19 protein-coding genes and 4 tRNA genes are annotated in these 16,427 nt (G+C 46.5%); 14 read left to right on the forward strand and 9 right to left on the reverse strand.

Annotation, left to right across the window (positions count from 1 at the left end; translation table 11 throughout):
- The first annotated feature begins 2 nt into the window (after window positions 1-2).
- The 8 genes from tolB to AR688_RS04430 all read left to right on the forward strand — a co-directional run bounded on the left by tolB (window position 3) and on the right by AR688_RS04430 (window position 4,498).
- Window positions 3-1,349, forward strand: a complete 1,347-nt coding sequence (gene tolB, locus AR688_RS04395) for a Tol-Pal system beta propeller repeat protein TolB (RefSeq protein ID WP_068229643.1) — start codon at window positions 3-5, stop codon at window positions 1,347-1,349.
- Between the two features lie 40 nt (window positions 1,350-1,389).
- Entirely contained in the window at window positions 1,390-1,911 is a 522-nt protein-coding gene (gene pal, locus AR688_RS04400) for a peptidoglycan-associated lipoprotein Pal (protein WP_068229646.1), read from the forward strand.
- Window positions 1,912-1,938: 27 nt separating this feature from the next.
- Window positions 1,939-2,742 (forward strand): tol-pal system protein YbgF, encoded by an 804-nt coding sequence (gene ybgF / locus AR688_RS04405; RefSeq protein ID WP_068229648.1) that lies wholly within the window; start codon window positions 1,939-1,941, stop codon window positions 2,740-2,742.
- A 148-nt stretch (window positions 2,743-2,890) separates the two neighbouring features.
- Window positions 2,891-2,966: transfer RNA gene (locus AR688_RS04410), tRNA-Lys, on the forward strand.
- Between the two features lie 25 nt (window positions 2,967-2,991).
- Window positions 2,992-3,067: transfer RNA gene (locus AR688_RS04415), tRNA-Lys, on the forward strand.
- Window positions 3,068-3,087: 20 nt separating this feature from the next.
- Window positions 3,088-3,163, forward strand: a tRNA-Lys gene (locus AR688_RS04420).
- Between the two features lie 71 nt (window positions 3,164-3,234).
- On the forward strand, window positions 3,235-4,293 hold the full coding sequence (nadA, locus tag AR688_RS04425) for a quinolinate synthase NadA (RefSeq protein ID WP_068229651.1): 1,059 nt from the start codon (window positions 3,235-3,237) through the stop codon (window positions 4,291-4,293).
- Between the two features lie 115 nt (window positions 4,294-4,408).
- Window positions 4,409-4,498 (forward strand) — tRNA-Ser (locus tag AR688_RS04430).
- 632 nt (window positions 4,499-5,130) lie between these two features.
- On the opposite strand, the gene AR688_RS04440 is transcribed toward AR688_RS04430, so the two are convergent.
- The 5 genes from AR688_RS04440 to AR688_RS04455 form a co-directional block, all read right to left on the reverse strand.
- Entirely contained in the window at window positions 5,131-5,337 is a 207-nt protein-coding gene (locus AR688_RS04440) for a glycosyl hydrolase 108 family protein (RefSeq protein ID WP_068229656.1), read from the reverse strand.
- Between the two features lie 79 nt (window positions 5,338-5,416).
- Window positions 5,417-6,223 (reverse strand): hypothetical protein, encoded by an 807-nt coding sequence (locus AR688_RS04445; RefSeq protein ID WP_068229658.1) that lies wholly within the window; start codon window positions 6,221-6,223, stop codon window positions 5,417-5,419.
- A gap of 329 nt (window positions 6,224-6,552) precedes the next feature.
- Window positions 6,553-7,086, reverse strand: coding sequence for a hypothetical protein (locus AR688_RS20110; protein WP_156420202.1), 534 nt, complete (start codon window positions 7,084-7,086; stop codon window positions 6,553-6,555).
- Between the two features lie 33 nt (window positions 7,087-7,119).
- Window positions 7,120-7,308: a hypothetical protein gene (locus AR688_RS20115; protein WP_156420203.1), complete on the reverse strand. Its 189-nt coding sequence runs from the start codon at window positions 7,306-7,308 to the stop codon at window positions 7,120-7,122.
- A gap of 59 nt (window positions 7,309-7,367) precedes the next feature.
- Entirely contained in the window at window positions 7,368-7,790 is a 423-nt protein-coding gene (locus AR688_RS04455; protein ID WP_068229664.1) for a Mor transcription activator family protein, read from the reverse strand.
- A 158-nt stretch (window positions 7,791-7,948) separates the two neighbouring features.
- Between AR688_RS04455 and AR688_RS04460 the strand changes: the two genes are divergently transcribed.
- A complete protein-coding gene (locus AR688_RS04460) occupies window positions 7,949-9,088 on the forward strand; it encodes an XRE family transcriptional regulator (RefSeq protein WP_068229667.1) in 1,140 nt (379 codons plus the stop codon).
- Window positions 9,085-9,573 (forward strand): DUF4411 family protein, encoded by a 489-nt coding sequence (locus tag AR688_RS04465; protein WP_068229670.1) that lies wholly within the window; start codon window positions 9,085-9,087, stop codon window positions 9,571-9,573. Before AR688_RS04460 ends, AR688_RS04465 begins: the two co-directional genes overlap by 4 nt.
- Before the next feature lie 108 nt (window positions 9,574-9,681).
- Here AR688_RS04465 and AR688_RS04470 read toward each other — a convergent pair whose 3' ends face one another.
- Window positions 9,682-10,368: a 2OG-Fe(II) oxygenase gene (locus AR688_RS04470; RefSeq protein WP_068229672.1), complete on the reverse strand. Its 687-nt coding sequence runs from the start codon at window positions 10,366-10,368 to the stop codon at window positions 9,682-9,684.
- A 172-nt stretch (window positions 10,369-10,540) separates the two neighbouring features.
- On the opposite strand from AR688_RS04470, the gene bdpA reads away from it, so the two are divergent.
- Together bdpA and AR688_RS04480 are read left to right on the forward strand one after the other, a co-directional pair.
- Window positions 10,541-12,034 (forward strand): BAR domain-like protein A BdpA, encoded by a 1,494-nt coding sequence (gene bdpA / locus AR688_RS04475; RefSeq protein ID WP_068229675.1) that lies wholly within the window; start codon window positions 10,541-10,543, stop codon window positions 12,032-12,034.
- Between the two features lie 89 nt (window positions 12,035-12,123).
- A complete protein-coding gene (locus tag AR688_RS04480; protein WP_068229678.1) occupies window positions 12,124-12,315 on the forward strand; it encodes a hypothetical protein in 192 nt (63 codons plus the stop codon).
- Between the two features lie 10 nt (window positions 12,316-12,325).
- On the opposite strand, the gene yjjX is transcribed toward AR688_RS04480, so the two are convergent.
- Window positions 12,326-12,844 carry an inosine/xanthosine triphosphatase gene (gene yjjX / locus AR688_RS04485; RefSeq protein WP_068229681.1) on the reverse strand — a complete coding sequence of 173 codons (519 nt, stop codon included), beginning with the start codon at window positions 12,842-12,844 and terminating at the stop codon, window positions 12,326-12,328.
- A gap of 136 nt (window positions 12,845-12,980) precedes the next feature.
- Between yjjX and AR688_RS04490 the strand changes: the two genes are divergently transcribed.
- Window positions 12,981-13,688, forward strand: a complete 708-nt coding sequence (locus tag AR688_RS04490; RefSeq protein WP_068229684.1) for a hypothetical protein — start codon at window positions 12,981-12,983, stop codon at window positions 13,686-13,688.
- 81 nt (window positions 13,689-13,769) lie between these two features.
- Here AR688_RS04490 and AR688_RS04495 read toward each other — a convergent pair whose 3' ends face one another.
- Window positions 13,770-14,972, reverse strand: coding sequence for a dipeptidase (locus AR688_RS04495; protein ID WP_068229693.1), 1,203 nt, complete (start codon window positions 14,970-14,972; stop codon window positions 13,770-13,772).
- A gap of 223 nt (window positions 14,973-15,195) precedes the next feature.
- On the opposite strand from AR688_RS04495, the gene AR688_RS04500 reads away from it, so the two are divergent.
- Window positions 15,196-15,579: a cytochrome b562 gene (locus AR688_RS04500; RefSeq protein WP_068229694.1), complete on the forward strand. Its 384-nt coding sequence runs from the start codon at window positions 15,196-15,198 to the stop codon at window positions 15,577-15,579.
- A gap of 72 nt (window positions 15,580-15,651) precedes the next feature.
- Here the strand turns inward: AR688_RS04500 and AR688_RS04505 are convergent, their stop codons facing one another.
- Window positions 15,652-16,353, reverse strand: coding sequence for a YebC/PmpR family DNA-binding transcriptional regulator (locus tag AR688_RS04505; protein WP_068229699.1), 702 nt, complete (start codon window positions 16,351-16,353; stop codon window positions 15,652-15,654).
- Window positions 16,354-16,427: the final 74 nt, after the last annotated feature.

Here is a 16,427-nt window from a genome sequence, read left to right on the forward strand (position 1 = left end):
TTATGTTTAAATTGTTCAGAAATGCAGTTGTTATTATGTCGATGATGCTAAGCACGGTTGCTCAGGCATCATTAGAAATTGTGATTACCGAGGGTATTGATTCTGCCAGGCCGATCGCAATACTGCCATTTACTTTTAAAGGCGCTAATTTACCCAAAGAGCGTATTGATGAAGTTATTGCTGCCGATCTGATGCGCAGCGGCAAATTTAGCCCGCTGGCCAGTATAAAAATGCCACAACGGCCACCTACGTCAGCACAAATTGACTACGCTGCCTGGGCGCGTGAAGGTGTTGAGGCTATTGTGATAGGTCAGATTACAGAAGTTGGTATTGACCGTTATACCGTTAGCTTTGAACTGATTGACGTATTAAAAGGCAGCAACAGCGCAGATCGGCAATCGCTAAATGCCGGGCGTTTAACCGGCAGCATGGCGCATATTCTTGATAGCCGTGAAACCACTATCAATGGCAGCCAGTTCCGCCAATATGCCCACCGTATCAGTGACATAGTATATGAAAAGCTTACCGGTGAGCGTGGTGCATTTTTAACTAAAATTGCCTATGTATTGGTAAACCGTAACCAGCAGTTTCCTTATCAGTTAATTGTTGCCGATTACGATGGTGCAAATGAACAAGTACTGCTGCGCTCTAAAGAGCCATTAATGTCGCCCAGCTGGTCGCCTGATGGCACTAAACTGGCTTATGTGACATTTGAAAAGCGCCAGTCGCAAATTTATGTACAGGATATTTATAGCGGACGTCGTACTATGTTAAGCAGCACACCGGGTATTAACGGTGCGCCAACATGGTCGCCGGACGGTAAGCGTTTGGCCCTGGTGCTGTCGAAAGACGGTAATGCAGAAATCTACGTGATGGATGTAGCCACTAAGGCATTAACGCGAGTAACAAATCATCGTGCTATCGACACTGAACCGTCGTGGGCACCTGATGGTAAGGAGCTGCTATTTAGTTCGGAGCGAGGTGGAAATCCGCAACTTTATAGCGTAAATTTGTTAACGGGTGCGACCAGACGTTTAACCTTTGAAGGTGAAATGAACCTGGCGGGCTCTTACACTCCGGATGGAAATTCGGTTGTAATGGTGAATCGCACCAGAGGGCAGTATCACATTGCAAAAATGGATCGTCAGACCCGTTTTTTGCAAGTGTTAACAAAGACAAATCTGGACGAGTCACCCAGCGTGGCGCCAAATGGTTCTATGATTATTTATAGTACCACCCATGGTTCTTCGCAGGTGTTAGCACTGGTTTCTATGGACGGTCGTTTTAAAGCGCGTCTGCCGGCGGTAGAAGGGCAAGTTAAGTCTCCGTCGTGGTCGCCGTTTTTATAAAAGAAAAAGCGTTATTACATTAAATACTAAGGACAACATCATGAAATTAAATAAAGTGTTAAAAAGTTTATTGATCGCATTACCAGTGCTGACCATGGCTGCTTGTAGCTCAACTTCTTCAACTGACGCATCTGATGCAGATACCTCAGGTGTTGGCCAGGAAACTGTGCAAGTTGAAACAGTTGAGCAGGCAGTAAGCCCTGCAGAACAATTACGCCAGAAGCTGGAAGCTCTGCGTCAGGAAAACACCATTTACTTCGACTTCGATACAGCGACTATCCGTCCTGAGTTTATTGAAGTGCTGCAAGCTCACGGTGCTTTCTTAACGGCTAACCCAAGTGTTCGTGTAACTGTAGAAGGTCACACTGACGAGCGCGGCACACCAGAATACAACATCGCTCTGGGCGAGCGTCGTGCTGTATCTGTAGTACAGTATCTGCAAAACCTGGGTGTTTCTGCCGGCCAAATCTCTACTGTTAGCTACGGTGAAGAAAAGCCAGCTGATACTTCACGTGGTGAAGCAGGCTTTGCTAAAAACCGTCGTGCAGTGTTAGTCTACTAATCCAGACTCATTACGATATTGATACGCATGACAGTGAAATATACTCTGCTTACCGCAATAACACTGGCTCACGCCAGTGTTATTGCTAACCCGGCGCCGGTTACTGATATTAACCGCAACCGATCTGCGATTAGCACTACTCAACAGGCGCAGCCTGCGGGTTCTATGGAACAGCGCTTAGCTGCGCTTGAGCGCATTGTTGAAGCAAGATCAGAAGCGCAGCTTCGTATGGCACAGCAGTTACAACTGTTGCTGGACGAAGTGAGCGAACTGCGCGGAGTAACTGAAACACATACGTATCAGCTTGAAGAAATCCTGCAGCGTCAGCGCGATATCTATCAGGAAATAGACCGGCGTGTCAGCGCAATACAGACAACGCCGTCTGCCACTATACCGACAATACCAGCAAACACCCCAGTACCTGCTGCCGGTGCTGCCGTGTATTCATCTGATGTTTCTGAAAATGAAGCCTACGATAAAGCGGTAAATATGGTACTGAAAGAGCGCCGCTATGATGCAGCAATTCCTGAGTTCGAAAGCTTTATTCAGAGTTACCCTGATTCAGGCTATGCGCCTAACGCACACTATTGGCTGGGACAGTTGTTATTTAACAATAATGAACTGGCTAAAGCGAAGACGCATTTTGAGCGGGTAGTAAATAACTTCCCGGATTCTGGTAAAGTGGCCGATGCCTTATTAAAATTAGGGCAAGTGGCAGAGCGCGAGAACGACAAAAATGCAGCACTGCGGTACTACCGCCAGTTGCTGGAAAAACAGCCCAACGCTACTTCAGCGAAGCTGGCGCAGGATAGAATCAACGCACTTAAATAATACAAACCCGGCTTAGGCCGGGTTTTTTCTGCAAGCTTTAATACCTCCAAACGCTGGCATTTTGAGCAGTCAGACGACATCAGCGTGGTTTTTAACAATTATTGGTTGCACAAAAGCCGTAAATCAGTAAGATATGCGTCCGCGGTTAGGGTCATTAGCTCAGCTGGTAGAGCAGCGGACTTTTAATCCGTTGGTCGATGATTCGAATTCATCATGACCCACCAACCGCGCAAACTTTGCTATCGAAATGGGCCATTAGCTCAGCTGGTAGAGCAGCGGACTTTTAATCCGTTGGTCGATGATTCGAATTCATCATGGCCCACCACTTCTTTGTTATTCCTGCATGGGTCATTAGCTCAGCTGGTAGAGCAGCGGACTTTTAATCCGTTGGTCGATGGTTCGAATCCATCATGACCCACCATGCCGCCATACTGTATTTTATCAATTCGCAGCGCTATAATAGCCGCCTTTTAAAGCCAGCAGGTAAGCCCTATGGAACAGACGTTGTATTTCACAGAGCAAGACTTTGCCTTTCCGAAAAAGCCACTGCCACTAAGCGGTGACGAAAAGCAAGCCTATAAAGACCGTATCAAAACCCTGTTACAGCAAAAAGACGCCGTGCTGGTAGCGCATTATTATACTGATCCGGAAATACAGGCACTGGCCGAAGAAACCGGCGGCTGCGTGTCAGACTCTTTAGAAATGGCCCGTTTTGGTAATGAACATCCGGCGAAAACACTGATCGTTGCCGGGGTAAAGTTTATGGGCGAAACAGCCAAAATTCTTACGCCGAATAAAACTGTATTGATGCCAACGCTGGATGCCACCTGTTCACTGGACTTAGGCTGCCCGGCAGAGCCGTTCTCGGCGTTTTGTGATGCTCACCCTGAGCGCGTAGTAGTGGTGTATGCCAACACCTCCGCGGCGGTAAAGGCCCGCGCCGACTGGGTAGTAACATCATCGATTGCATTGGATGTAGTGGACTATTTAGACAGCCAGGGTAAAAAGATTCTCTGGGGCCCAGATAAGCACCTGGGCGCCTGGGTGCAAAAGCAAACCGGTGCTGACATGTTGCTGTGGAACGCTGCTTGTATCGTACACGATGAATTTAAAGCTAATGCCCTGGTTGAGCTGAAAAAACAGTACCCCAATGCAGCTGTGCTGGTGCATCCTGAATCACCTGACAGCGTAGTGCAACTTGCTGATGCAGTAGGTTCAACCAGTCAGCTGATTAAAGCCAGCCAGACGCTGCCTAACGACACCTTTATTGTCGCCACCGATAAGGGCATCTTTTATAAGATGCAGCAGCAGATGCCCGGCAAGACCTTTATTGAAGCCCCAACCGGTGGTAACGGCGCCACGTGCCGCAGCTGTGCCCATTGCCCCTGGATGGCAATGAATGGCTTAAAAGCGATTGAGGCGGCCCTGACAGATACTAACGGTCATGAGATCTTTGTTGATGCCGCACAGCGGGAAAAAGCCTTAGTGCCACTTAACCGCATGCTGAACTTTGCAAAAGAGCTGAAAACGCAGGTAAAAGGTAACGCTTAATCAGCTTTTCGGTTGATATGTATAAAAAGCAGGCATAAACAAAGTACTACTGCATATAACAGTTGCAGCGCGCGGTGAATTTCCCTAGTATAGCCGCGCTTGCAACGCAAGTTCCGGAGAGATGGCTGAGTGGCTGAAGGCGCACGCCTGGAAAGTGTGTTTAGGTTAACCCCTAACGAGGGTTCGAATCCCTCTCTCTCCGCCAGATAAATGAAAAAGGCCCACGCTAAAAGCGTGGGCCTTTTTCATTTATGCGTCGAGACAGAGGACTTGATGAGAACCCTTCGGTTCGACAAATTCGCCGGGAGCGAATTTGGACGCACTTTAGTGCGGCCCGCAGGGCCAGCGCCATGGATGGTGCTGGCAATCCCTCGGTGCTGCCAAAAGCTCGGGTTTTTTATTTTAACGCGGTGAGCGAGGTTTTGGTTCGACCCCTGAGTTCGACCAATTCGCCGGGAGAGAATTGGAACGCACTTTAGTGCGGCCCGCAGGGCCAGGGCCATGGATGGTGCTGGCACAAACCGGCAGGATAGCCGTTTTGCATGGCTTTGCCACCCGAAGGGCGAGTGGCATGGATGGCACGAGTGAATCCCTCTCTCTGCAATAAAGTGAGCCTTTTTAATTGCCCGATTAGTTTGAGAATTTGCGCAGGGCAGTTTGAGAATTTAGTCGCGGAAGTTTGTACTTAGCTATTGGTGTAGCCTCGAAAGCGCCTCACATGACATCAGGCCCGTGTAAGCTGTTTTTAAGCTATCAGCACTATTCTGAGAAGGTTAAATCTGTTTAATCGGCACTTAAATAGCTTTTTAAAAGGCAGTTTGGTTCAGTGAGTACAAGCTAATGCTTCAGACGATGCAGTAAATCAGCACGTTGTTTAGCGGGATTAATAATATCTTCACGCGGGTAAGCCCTCTTCGATATACCGAAATTGGTTTCACCGCCTGGATCATCGACGTGGCAAACGTAACCGCCTTCCCTTGCCAGAACAAAGGCAACAGCATGCTGAAAATCTATGGTATGGGTGTTAAGTGCGGTTGTTTGCATGGGCGCGATACAGACAGCTAAGGTCTGCTGTCAGTATCGCGTTAGGTTAGGGGCTGGCTGGATTAAAGCGTTTTGCTAATTACTTTTCAGATAAGCATAGATATACAGGGTGCTCTAAAATACTGACTTCAACCAGTTCTGATATAGCCAACATGAGAGCCAAAACTGGCTCTAGCTGTTCTTTAGAGTATAGATAATCGCCATTAACTGCTGCATTCGACGTTTTAATATATGCAATCCAAAGAAATTCCAGCTCGAGTTTGCAAGATATTATCACTAGTAAATGTTCTTTAACTGCTTGCTCTTTGTCTAAAGTAAGTTTTGCTAATTGAATTAGTAAGATAATGGCCCTATCAAACCCTTCCTCAAAATCTAAAAAAGCTCTGATAGCTGCATTTGCAAGGCCGATTTCAAGTGCAGAGAAAATATCTTTAGAAACTGAAAGGAGAGTTTTTGACGAAAGCCCTTCTGGAGTCAAAGCTCGCTTACCAGTCTCCAAGTGATATATATTTTCGATTTCTTGGCATATAAAAATTATTGTTTTTTCTGCACTTTCAAGTCTCATGTGCTGTTCTTGCTTGCTTAATGCGTCTGCCGACAACTTCATCTGTTCTGCTGATTTTTCTAACTCGGCCCTTGTAAGCTCAAGTGCCACATTGTTCTGGTGCAATGTCATAGCCAGAAGGAAAATACCAAGCAGCGCAAATACTGGATTAAGTGTGCCGCCCAGATAATCTCCAAAGGATGCAGCACTCGAAAGTTCCAGATTACCCGATTTCGTAATTAAGTACGCACCGAACGTAGTAAAACAAACGAAAGCAAATACGCCAATCCATGCTATAGAGTTTAACTTTAGTTTGGGGGTTTTACCGTCATCCTTTGCCATACCAATACTCCTAAGAACAAACAAACTAGATTGGTAAACCTACCATAGTTGTGTTGCTAATTTCGCTTTGATTATTAAGCTCAAGCTTGTCGGAAAAGCTCGATAAATTAGGTTCGTATATCTTCAACCAAACGTATGTTTCTTCGCCCAAACCGACAACTCTTTTACCGTCCGCCATCACAACGACATCTTTATAACGATTAACCTTCAGTTTAAATTCACCGTTTTTGTCGGCAGTTACCGTATCGATAGGATTAAGGTATTCCGCTGAGGAAATAAAGGTGGCGGTTGAAAGGCTTTAGTCTTGTCTATGTAGTCCACTAAATTAATTATTTGACAGTTCTGATGTAGTTTCTTAGACGCTTTCTAAACCAACCGATTTTCACTAAATTTTTTAACTTGTCCTCTTCGCTGTCCCAATGCATCGAGTTAACCAACTCATTGTGACAATACAAATCTAAATTTCTGTATATAGGCGGCTCAAGGGCTTCAATTGATAGCCTTATGCTTTTTGCCTCGTTGAGTTCTGCTTGAGTAATTCTCTCATCCCTGAAGAACGCTTTCTCCAGCTCTATAAATTGGTTTTTTAGGTCTCTATGCAACCATGCTGATTTCGATGTACCTACAACCAAATCTACAGTATTTAGAACTGCTAGTAATAACATTAGCACTGGTGCAAGCTTTGGGTTTTCTGACGTTAAGCTTACTATTGCCGAAGAGCTTAATAAAATGTTTAGTCCTGTTATTATCCTGCTCCAGTCCTCAAAATATGCTTGTCGAGCCAGATGATAACGTATCGATCTTCTCACATCGAAACTCATTGTGTCGTATTCAGTATGATCGCAATACTTTGGTTTACTCATGGGGGAGAGCTAAATAATGCATGAGTTTTAACTTTATCCATTTTTAGGCTTGTTGCCTGAATTGGAATCAGTATTTCTTGGCCTAACAGGTGCAGCTGTCGTGTTAGTAACTGTGTTATCCGAGAACGCACCTCTACCATTGTTACTTTCGTTGATAGACTTTTTATCGCCAGTTGATGGAACAACTGGTGCAGGCTTTTTGTTATTTTGATTTGATGTCATGACTTTCCCCTTTGATAAATTCAACTATTCCCCAAAATATACATTCATTACGAATTAAGTCAAAACAGATTTAGCTGGCGACGGGTGCGCTCAGCCAGTGTTTGTTCTTTTATTATTGCATAAATTTGCACGTCGGTTAGCCGGTGTTCTACCCGCAGCTTTTCGATTGACGCGCCCCGGTTATGCGCGTTGTAAATAGCGATATTGCGCAGCGTGGTTTTTAGTTTGTCATTGCGCGGTGTGTAGGTTTGAATGCCGCCCAGGTAATTGGCCTGGTTTATCATCAGGCGCTGTGCATGCTGCCCGGGGTTTTTCACCACGCCTTTTAACTCTGCTTCAAACAGTGCCACAAGGCTTTGTAGCATGGCAGGTAAGTGATTAAACACGTCTGCCCTTAGTTCTGGCGGCAGGCTGTCTATATCGGTTAATAGATGCTGTAGCTCTTTGTAATCAGCAGTGCCGTCAAATTGCTGCTCACTCATTTGTTACTTAGACGAGCCAACTGAAGGGCTAATGCCATGGATGGCATTACATCAGTGTAGTTTGGCAAGCACATTTCAGATTGCCAGGTGTATTACTGTTTTTCTGGCAATTTTGAACATTTATCGCTAACCTCGCTCAATAAATTACGGGAGTAAAAATGAGTAAGGCCAAGGTGAATATTGCAATGTTAACTTGGGCGCGGGAGCGTTCAGGTTACTCTTTGCCTGAATTCGCCCATAAGCTTGGCGTTACTGATAAAAAACTGGCGCAATGGGAAGTCGGAGAGCTGCAGTTAACCTTCGTACAGGCAATGAAGTTTGCCGAAAAAGCCTATGTTCCGTTTGGTTACTTATTCCTGGCACAACCTCCGGTCGAAAATTTACCTATTCCTGATCTGCGTACTGTTGGTTCTGGAGAGTTACGCCGTCCAAGTGCTGAACTGATTGATCTGCTAAAAAACATGCTGGAGTGTCAGGACTGGTATCGGGACTACGCACGTAATCAATTACTACAACCTGTTGCTGTCGTTGGCAGCTACCGTATTCAGCAAGGTGTTGAAGCTGTTGTTGCAGATATTCGCGCCAAGTTGCAAATTGCTCCACACCCACAAAGAGGGACATGGGAAGAGTATTATCGTGATTTGGTTCAGCGTATAGAGCGTTTAGGTATTCTGGTCATGCGCCAACCAAGCCTTGGACATCATACCCGGCCTTTTAACGTTGATGAATTTCGTGGTTTTGCCCTTTGTGATGAGTTCGCGCCGCTGATTTTTATTAATCATGCCGATGCACCTGGCGCCCGGTTGTTCACCCTGATCCATGAGTTATGTCATATCTGGATTGGGCAAAGTGGAGTGTCTGATGCCGGAGCAAATAACCATCGCGACGAGGAGCGTTTTTGCAACGCTGTGGCGGCCGAGCTATTAGTGCCGACTGATGAATTTAAGCAACTGTGGCGATCTGACGCCGAGGCTTGGCAGCAAAACTTACCTGATCTGCAAGCCCATTTTCATGTCAGCTCCTGGACTTTGGCTCGAAAAGCACTGACATTACAACTTATTAGCCAACCTGAATATGCTGCGTTTATTCAAGCACAAAATGACGCCTATAACGCCAGAGAAAAGAAGGAAGGCGGGCCAAGCTTTTATAAAACGAGAAAGGCGCAAATCAGTGAGTTGTTCTCCAGGGCTGTCGTTAGTGAAGCCCTTAATGGCAAGCTGATCTTAAGGGATGCCGGCTGGATGCTGGGGATGAAGCCAGCAAATGTCGCCAAATTTGCGCAGGAGTTTGGCTTTTGATTTATTTATTGGACGCTAATACTTACATCGAAGCTAAAAATCGCTATTACGATATGGAATTCTGCCCCGCTTACTGGGATTGGCTGGATCAACAATTTGCCATCGGCGTAGCCGGCAGTATTGATATGATTGGGCGTGAGTTAAAAGATGGCAACGATGATTTGTCGGATTGGGTGAAAGCCCGGGGAACTCAATTTATCGCCAATGATGATGAAGCCACACAAAACACTTTTATCGAGATTGTTCAATTTGTTATGGCGCAGGATTTCAGCCCGGCAAACAGAGACCAATTTCTGGCAAAGGCCGATCCGTGGTTGATCGCAAAAGCGAGAACGACAGGTGCGACAGTCGTTACTCATGAAAGCAAATTAAGCGACGCAACAAAAAAGGTTAAAGTCCCAAACATTTGCAAGCAGTTCGACGTTCGATGCATTGATACTTTTGTGTTCTTGCGCGAAACACAGGTAAAGTTTGGGCTTATTTGATTTTTACCTGTTTGTATTACTTTAAACCACCTGACAACAGAGAATACTGACACAGAAACATATTTAGTCAGTATTGTCATTTATGCGTCGAGTGAATCCTTCTCTCTTCTACTCAGACCAATACCAACTGGTGACGTTATAGCGATATCGTTGTGTATTTCCCGTTGTCAGCGCTTTTACCCAATGCTCAGAGCCCGGTGAGGCGGGGTTGAACAATACGCAGCGGTTATACAATGGCGCTATACTGACCGGTTTCTCATCCTTCCCCATAAAAACCAAGTCACCACCGTTGTTGTGGTGCCAGTCTTTATTTAAATACAACAACATACACACTTCTCTGCCGGGTGAGTCATCAGCGTGCTGATTAACAAAGTCGGTTGCACCTAAGCGAAAATAATTGCTGTTAATATCGGGATTAGCGACATTGATATCAGTTAGTGCCACTTTAAAGATACGTGATAATAAAGACATAAATTCATCACCACGTAAAAACGCTAAAAACTCCAGCGCAATATTGCTGCCGGCACCCGGTGCAGGGCGTTGCCACAGATCCCGTTGCACAAAACGGTGTTTTTTCCTGGCTTTTTGCCATTTAGCGCTATCGACGTATAAAGCAGAATAAGTGTGTTTCTGTGTTTGCCAGTAATTTTCTTGCTGTAAAACACGGACAACTTCATCGAGTTTGTTGCTATCAAATAAATTATCGATAACGACATGCTGGGGAGTAGAGTGCAAAACCGTCTTCCGATAGGTGCGTATCGCAGCATCGAGTACTTGCTCTTCATTCAGCCACATTTAAACGACTCACTTGTAGGGGCAGATAGTGTGTTAAAAGTTTGATGATATCGTATTTTAAGCAGTGTTAACTAACGCAGTATTGCAGCAGGGCAGTATTCGGTTAAAATAGCCGCACTTCCAAAAGCCGCTATCCGGTGGTTTTATACTTACTTCCAGTTTCGGAGTTTTCATGCGTAATTTGATTGCGTTGTTGCTTGCTGCCTGGCTGCCTGGTGTTTCAGCTCAGACGGCTGTGGTTTTCAGTGATGGCTTTGAAAACAGCGATGGCGAGCGCTGGCGCCAACTGGGTGATTGCCGGGCCTTGCTTGGTGTACCTCGCTCGGGGGAGTCGGCGCTGCGGTGTAAGTCTGGGAACAGTGTGTTATTTAGCAAAGATGCTATCGGTGAGATGGGCGTACTGGAATTATGGGTGCGGCCTGATTCGAATATAACCGCATACCGCATTCATGTGCTGGTGTCGGATATGCCATCGTTAAATGCGTTGTGGCAGCCGGTTGCTCTGATAGAGCATAGCGGTGGCGATGTAAGTTATAAAGCACACCGGGTGTCTATTGATGAACCGGCTAAGCGCTACCTACGCCTGGATATAGACGCAGTAAATGGCGTGGTATATATAGACGATGTACTGGTAGAGCGCATTTTACTGGCAACCGCTTTACAGAAGAATGAGCAGCGTATTGTTAGTGGTATTCTGGACAAATTGCGTCAGGATCAGAATATTGCTTTGCAGGCGGAGTCTTTCCGTACCTTGGGAGTTAATTACGCCGCCCAGCTGGATTTGCAGCGCCAGTATCTGGAGTACGCCAATGCACTGCATTCCGGTATTGCGCTGGCGCTGGCAAGCTCAGAGCGTAATAAAATGTCTAACCCGATGGCTTATGCCAGTTTTCGCAGCATTATTAATGATGCAAAACGTGTAACAACACCACTGCAACAAGCCCGGCTAAATTCTATGTTAAAGCCGTTTGGTGATTTGGCGACAGCCACACTGAACGTAGTAAGCGCAGGGGCTTACTCTGCTTTTGCTGAGCCGTTTAAGTCTTTTCTGGCATCCAGTTTTGATAAATCGAATTACAGCGATGCGGGGTTAAGCCGCTCTGATCGTAAATTTGCAGAGCAAAACGGCCTGAAAATTTATCAGGATGCAGAGCGCTTTCTGGCTGAACTGGAAAAAGAGTTGCTGCAAGTGGCTGCGCTGGATGCCGAACTACTGAATATTCAAAAGAGTATTGACGGCTTTCGGCGTAATTTAGATAAACAACTGCGCGACACTTTACAACATGCCAGCATGGCGCGCTCTCAGGAAACGATTAGCAGGGCGCTTAGCAAAGATGAAATGGTACGGCAGAAACTCATGGAAGAGGTGGCGGGGAATATTACGCTAAAAGCGAAGAGCTATCTGGATGAGGGTAATAATACTGAGCTTATCCGTTTTGTGCTGAAAACCTCAGAGCAATTGGATCATACCCAAAGCTATAAAGATCAGTTTAATCAGATCACTTCAGCAATGCTAACGCACTATGACCGTTTCGAGCGCTCAGTAAGTAGCAGTCAAAACCCGTTTACCGACGCCGCAGATAAACAGATCTGGGAAAATCATGCCCAAAAGGCGCGCAGTTATCTGCAGCAATCGAAAGAGTCATTCAACCGGGCGTATCTGTAGCAGATAAATTTATTGTTCAGCCTGCGCTCAGGCTAAGGCTTATAAAGTTAGTGGGTACTCTCTTTTTATACCCACTACAGGAGTCTGCTATGAGTGCAGTTAAACAGAATCATGAGCAAGAACCACGTTTTTACTTTAATCAGCAAAAAACGGTGGATTTAACTCAGCAAGAACGTCAGGCATTGAGCCTGGTATGGACTGACAACAGTGACACTGCAGAAGTTAAAACCAGCCGTCGTGATGCCGATACCGCACACTGTGCAGTATTAGGTTACAACTGAGTTTTTACGGTTAAGTAGTAAACAGCTGCGGCTGAATAAACGGGATCATTGCCAGGATAATCGCTTGCTGATACACACTTGAGCGCGTCAGCAGATGGTTGGTTAACATGGCAATGGCTCCACCTTGTTGTTTAATATTATGTTGCGCGAACATAAGGTCGATAACATCACCCAGCTCTTCGCCCTGTTGCAATGCCATGAGTGCAGCGGGTGGAATGGGTAAACTGGCCGAGCGGGTTTTACTGATGCGTCCCTGGTGGGCAATAACAATCCAGGCGAAGCTGCAGTCGCCGTCTAAACCTGCTTCAATGGCAACATAATAGTCTGCTCCCGGCGCGGCAGCTGCAACTGCCTGCTGCCGGTTGAGCGCACCTTGTAAGGTTTCTTCACTGCTCATTGGCTGGTTAGCTACGCCAGACGCAGTATTATACCCGCTGACACATACTTGCTGATGTTCAAATACCTGCTGCAGTGCATCCTGTACTGCGTTTATTTTGGCCGGGTTAGCTGAGGCGACAACAATCTGCATGTTAATTTTCTCTGATCTCAAACCGGTGTAGCATAGCCTTATTTGGCTTTGTACTGAAGAGGGCGCTTGCCCGGATGCGGTTGGCTGATTAGAATCGGCGCCACATAAGCTTATGTATTAACAGCGGGAGGCAGGCATGAATAAAAATGTTGTTACTAACGGGGTAGCCGCAGCAATTACGCTGGCAGGTTGGTATTTACAGCAACCACTTTTACTTAGTGTAGGTTTATTTGCGTTATCCGGTGCTTTGACCAACTGGCTGGCGGTGCATATGCTGTTTGAGAAAGTACCGCTGTTATATGGCTCTGGCGTAATTCCCGCCCGGTTTGAGCAGTTTAAAACAGGTATTTACCAACTGGTGATGACACAGTTTTTCAGCAGCAACAATATCGAACGCTTTTTAGCAGACAAACAGCAAAGCCACAGTAAAGCATTTGATTTTGAACCGGTTATAGCACAGACCGATCTGTCGCCTGCTTTTGACTCCTTGTTAAAAGTAGTAGAGCAATCATCATTTGGCGGTATGCTGGGCATGTTTGGTGGTAGCGCTGCCTTATTGCCGTTAAAAGAGCCGTTTATCGGTAAGCTGAAAAGTGTACTGGTAGAGGTATCGCAAACAGATGAATTTAACCAGCTGGTGCTGGCACAACTGGACCAGCCTGAGCAATTACAAAGCATGCGAGCTCAGGTTGACACTATAGTGCAGCAGCGCTTAAACGAGCTAACCCCTGAATTGGTAAAAGATATTATTCAACAGATGATCCGCCAGCATTTAGGTTGGCTGGTGGTGTGGGGGGGGGTATTTGGTGGTGCTATCGGCGTGCTGGCAGGCCTTATTCAGTAATGCATCGGTACAAATCACCTCAATAAAAAGCGGGTGTACAGCTGACAGTTAAGCGCGGCTTCTGCCGCGCTTAACTGGTGTTTAACCGGCTTTTTGTTGTGCCGCGTACTGCTCTACTTCACGCCAGACGCGCAGGAAATTACCCGACAGAATTTTTTCGATATCGGCATTGCTATAGCCACGCTGCAGTAAGCCGTTGATTAAATTTGGATAGCTGGCAACATCCTTAAGGCCTACCGGTAGCGAATCACCTACGCCGTCGTAGTCAGAGCCAATACCAACATAGTCAATACCGACCAGTTTTACCACATGATCAATATGGTCCAGTACGGTATCTAGGGTCGCAAACGGATAGGGATGTTTTTTGCGAAACGCTAACTCAAAAGCATCATCATCGGCTACACCGGCTTGTTCCGCTGCGGCTTTACGCAGAGCGCCATATTGGTTAGCCATCATGGTAACAAAAGACGAGCCAAAGTTAATTTGTACTACGCCGCCGTTTTTCGCCAGCGCTTTGATCATGTCATCATCCATGTTGCGCTCAAACCCGGGGGTATAACTGCGCAGCGACGAATGTGAAGCGATAACCGGCACCTTACTGATCTCAACTGCCTGATAAAAAGCGTCATCTGATACATGCGAAATATCGATCATCATACCAATATTGTTCATTGCCACTACCAGTTCTTTACCGAACGGGCTTAAGCCATTCCAGCGGCGGCGTAAATCGTAACTGGAATCGGCAATATGGTTACTCTCAGAATGCGACAGCGTAATGTAACGGATGCCGCGCTGATAAAAATGTTGCAGGTTTTCCAGCTTACCATTTATCGGCGTGCCGTTTTCCATGCCCAGCGCCAGTGATACTTTGCCACTGCCAAACTGTTCAAGTACATTTTTTGTGCTGTACGCCATGGCGAATTTATCCGGTGCACGGCCTGCCAGGGCTTCCATGCTGTCAATCAGCTGGTTTGCCAACTGATAACCGCCACCGCTACGCTCGTAAGAGGCGGGGATATAAATAGACATAAAGGGCGCATTTAAACCGCCTGCTTGCGCCCGCGGATAATCAAATTCACCACGCTGGGTTGCCACAGTAACGTCTTCCCAGTCTTTATGCAGCCGGTAGGGCACATCAATATGGGTGTCGATAATAATATATTGCTGCGCCAGTTGCTGCGCGGTGCTGGTTTGTAAGGCTGCGCTGTTATTGCCTGTTGCAGCACAGCCACTTAACAGAGCAGCGCCACAAAATAAGGCTAAAGGAGTGAGTGTTTGCTTCATTATTGTTATCTCTTATCGTATGTCAGGTTCCCGTGACTATCTCAACAGGTTTAACGGCTAACGACAAGTACTGTCAGACCAGTCTGGTTATTTTCGCGTCTGGTGCAGGCCCCGGCTGGGTTTTAACGGCCTGCTATTGTGCGTGTGCACGGGCCACAGCAAGATATGCCTGTGGGGCGCTTTACGCTACAATAACCACCTTATTGTTTTTTGAGATAGTGTGATGCGCATTCTGTGTTTTAGCCTGTGTTGGTTGTTTTACTCTGTGTCGGCTATGGCGTCGGTTGATCTGGAAAAAACCATGAAGAATATGGCCTTTCAGTATAAGCAGGCATATGACGCGCAAAGCGCCGGCCAACTTCTGCCGGTGCTGGATGAGTTGATCAGCCTAACACAACAGTCGACTCAGGCGGATTTTGAGCCGGAAAAAGCCGAGCAGTTTAAACAGGGCCTGCAGCAGGTATTGGCAGAGCTTCAGTTAGCCCGGCAGGCCGCTACGCAGGACGATGTTGCACAGGCCAAATTGCATTTGCAGAAGGTGGATACACTGCGCAAAGAATATCATCAGCAGCGCAAAGTCAGTATCTGGCGTTTATTATTTGGTTAGGCGTGCAGTAAAAACAACACAGCCACCCGACAGGATGGCTGTTTTAGCGAAGCTGATAACAGAGAAAGTAATTTAGCCGGCTAAGCCAACGTAAACGTTTTGTACGTCATCATCAGCATCAATAGCATCTAAAAAGGCTTCTACTTCAGCGCGCTGCGTATCATCCAGTGATACCGGGTTATTGGCACGGTATACCAGTTTAGCTGTCAGTACGCTAAAGCCAAATTCTGGCAGAGCTTTGGCCACCAGATCTAAATCGGTAGCTTCGGTTAAAAACACCACTTCGTTATCGTCACCTGCTTCAAAATCCTGTGCTCCGGCTTCGATGGCAGCCAGTTCAGCATCGGCGTCTGCATTGGTAGGCTCAGCTTCAATCTGACCTAAATGCTTAAAATCCCAGGATATTGCACCGGAAGTAGCCAGTTGGCCTTTGCGGAATAATTGCCGGATACTCATGGCGCTACGGTTTTTATTGTCAGTTAAGCACTCAACAATAACCGGCACCTGATGCGGTGCAAAGCCTTCATAAACGACGGTTTCATAGTTTGCCGGGCCATCAAGCAAACCAGCGCCTTTTTTAATAGCACGTTCCAGCGTATCTTTTGGCATTGAGGCTTTTTTTGCCGCTTCAATGGCAGAGCGTAGTTTGGCATTCATATCCGGGTCGGCGCCGTTACGCGCGGCAACGGCAATCTCTTTTGCCAGCTTGGTAAAAATGCGGCCTTTGGCGTTGGCAGCATCCATTTTATGTTTGGCTTTCCATTGTGCGCCCATTATTGCGCTCCTGTATTTTTAGCTATCAAAACGAACAGGGCGCTAGTCTAGCCAATAGCAGGCTTTTAACGCAA

This window comes from Rheinheimera sp. EpRS3, assembly GCF_001513785.1.
Classification (GTDB): domain Bacteria; phylum Pseudomonadota; class Gammaproteobacteria; order Enterobacterales; family Alteromonadaceae; genus Alishewanella.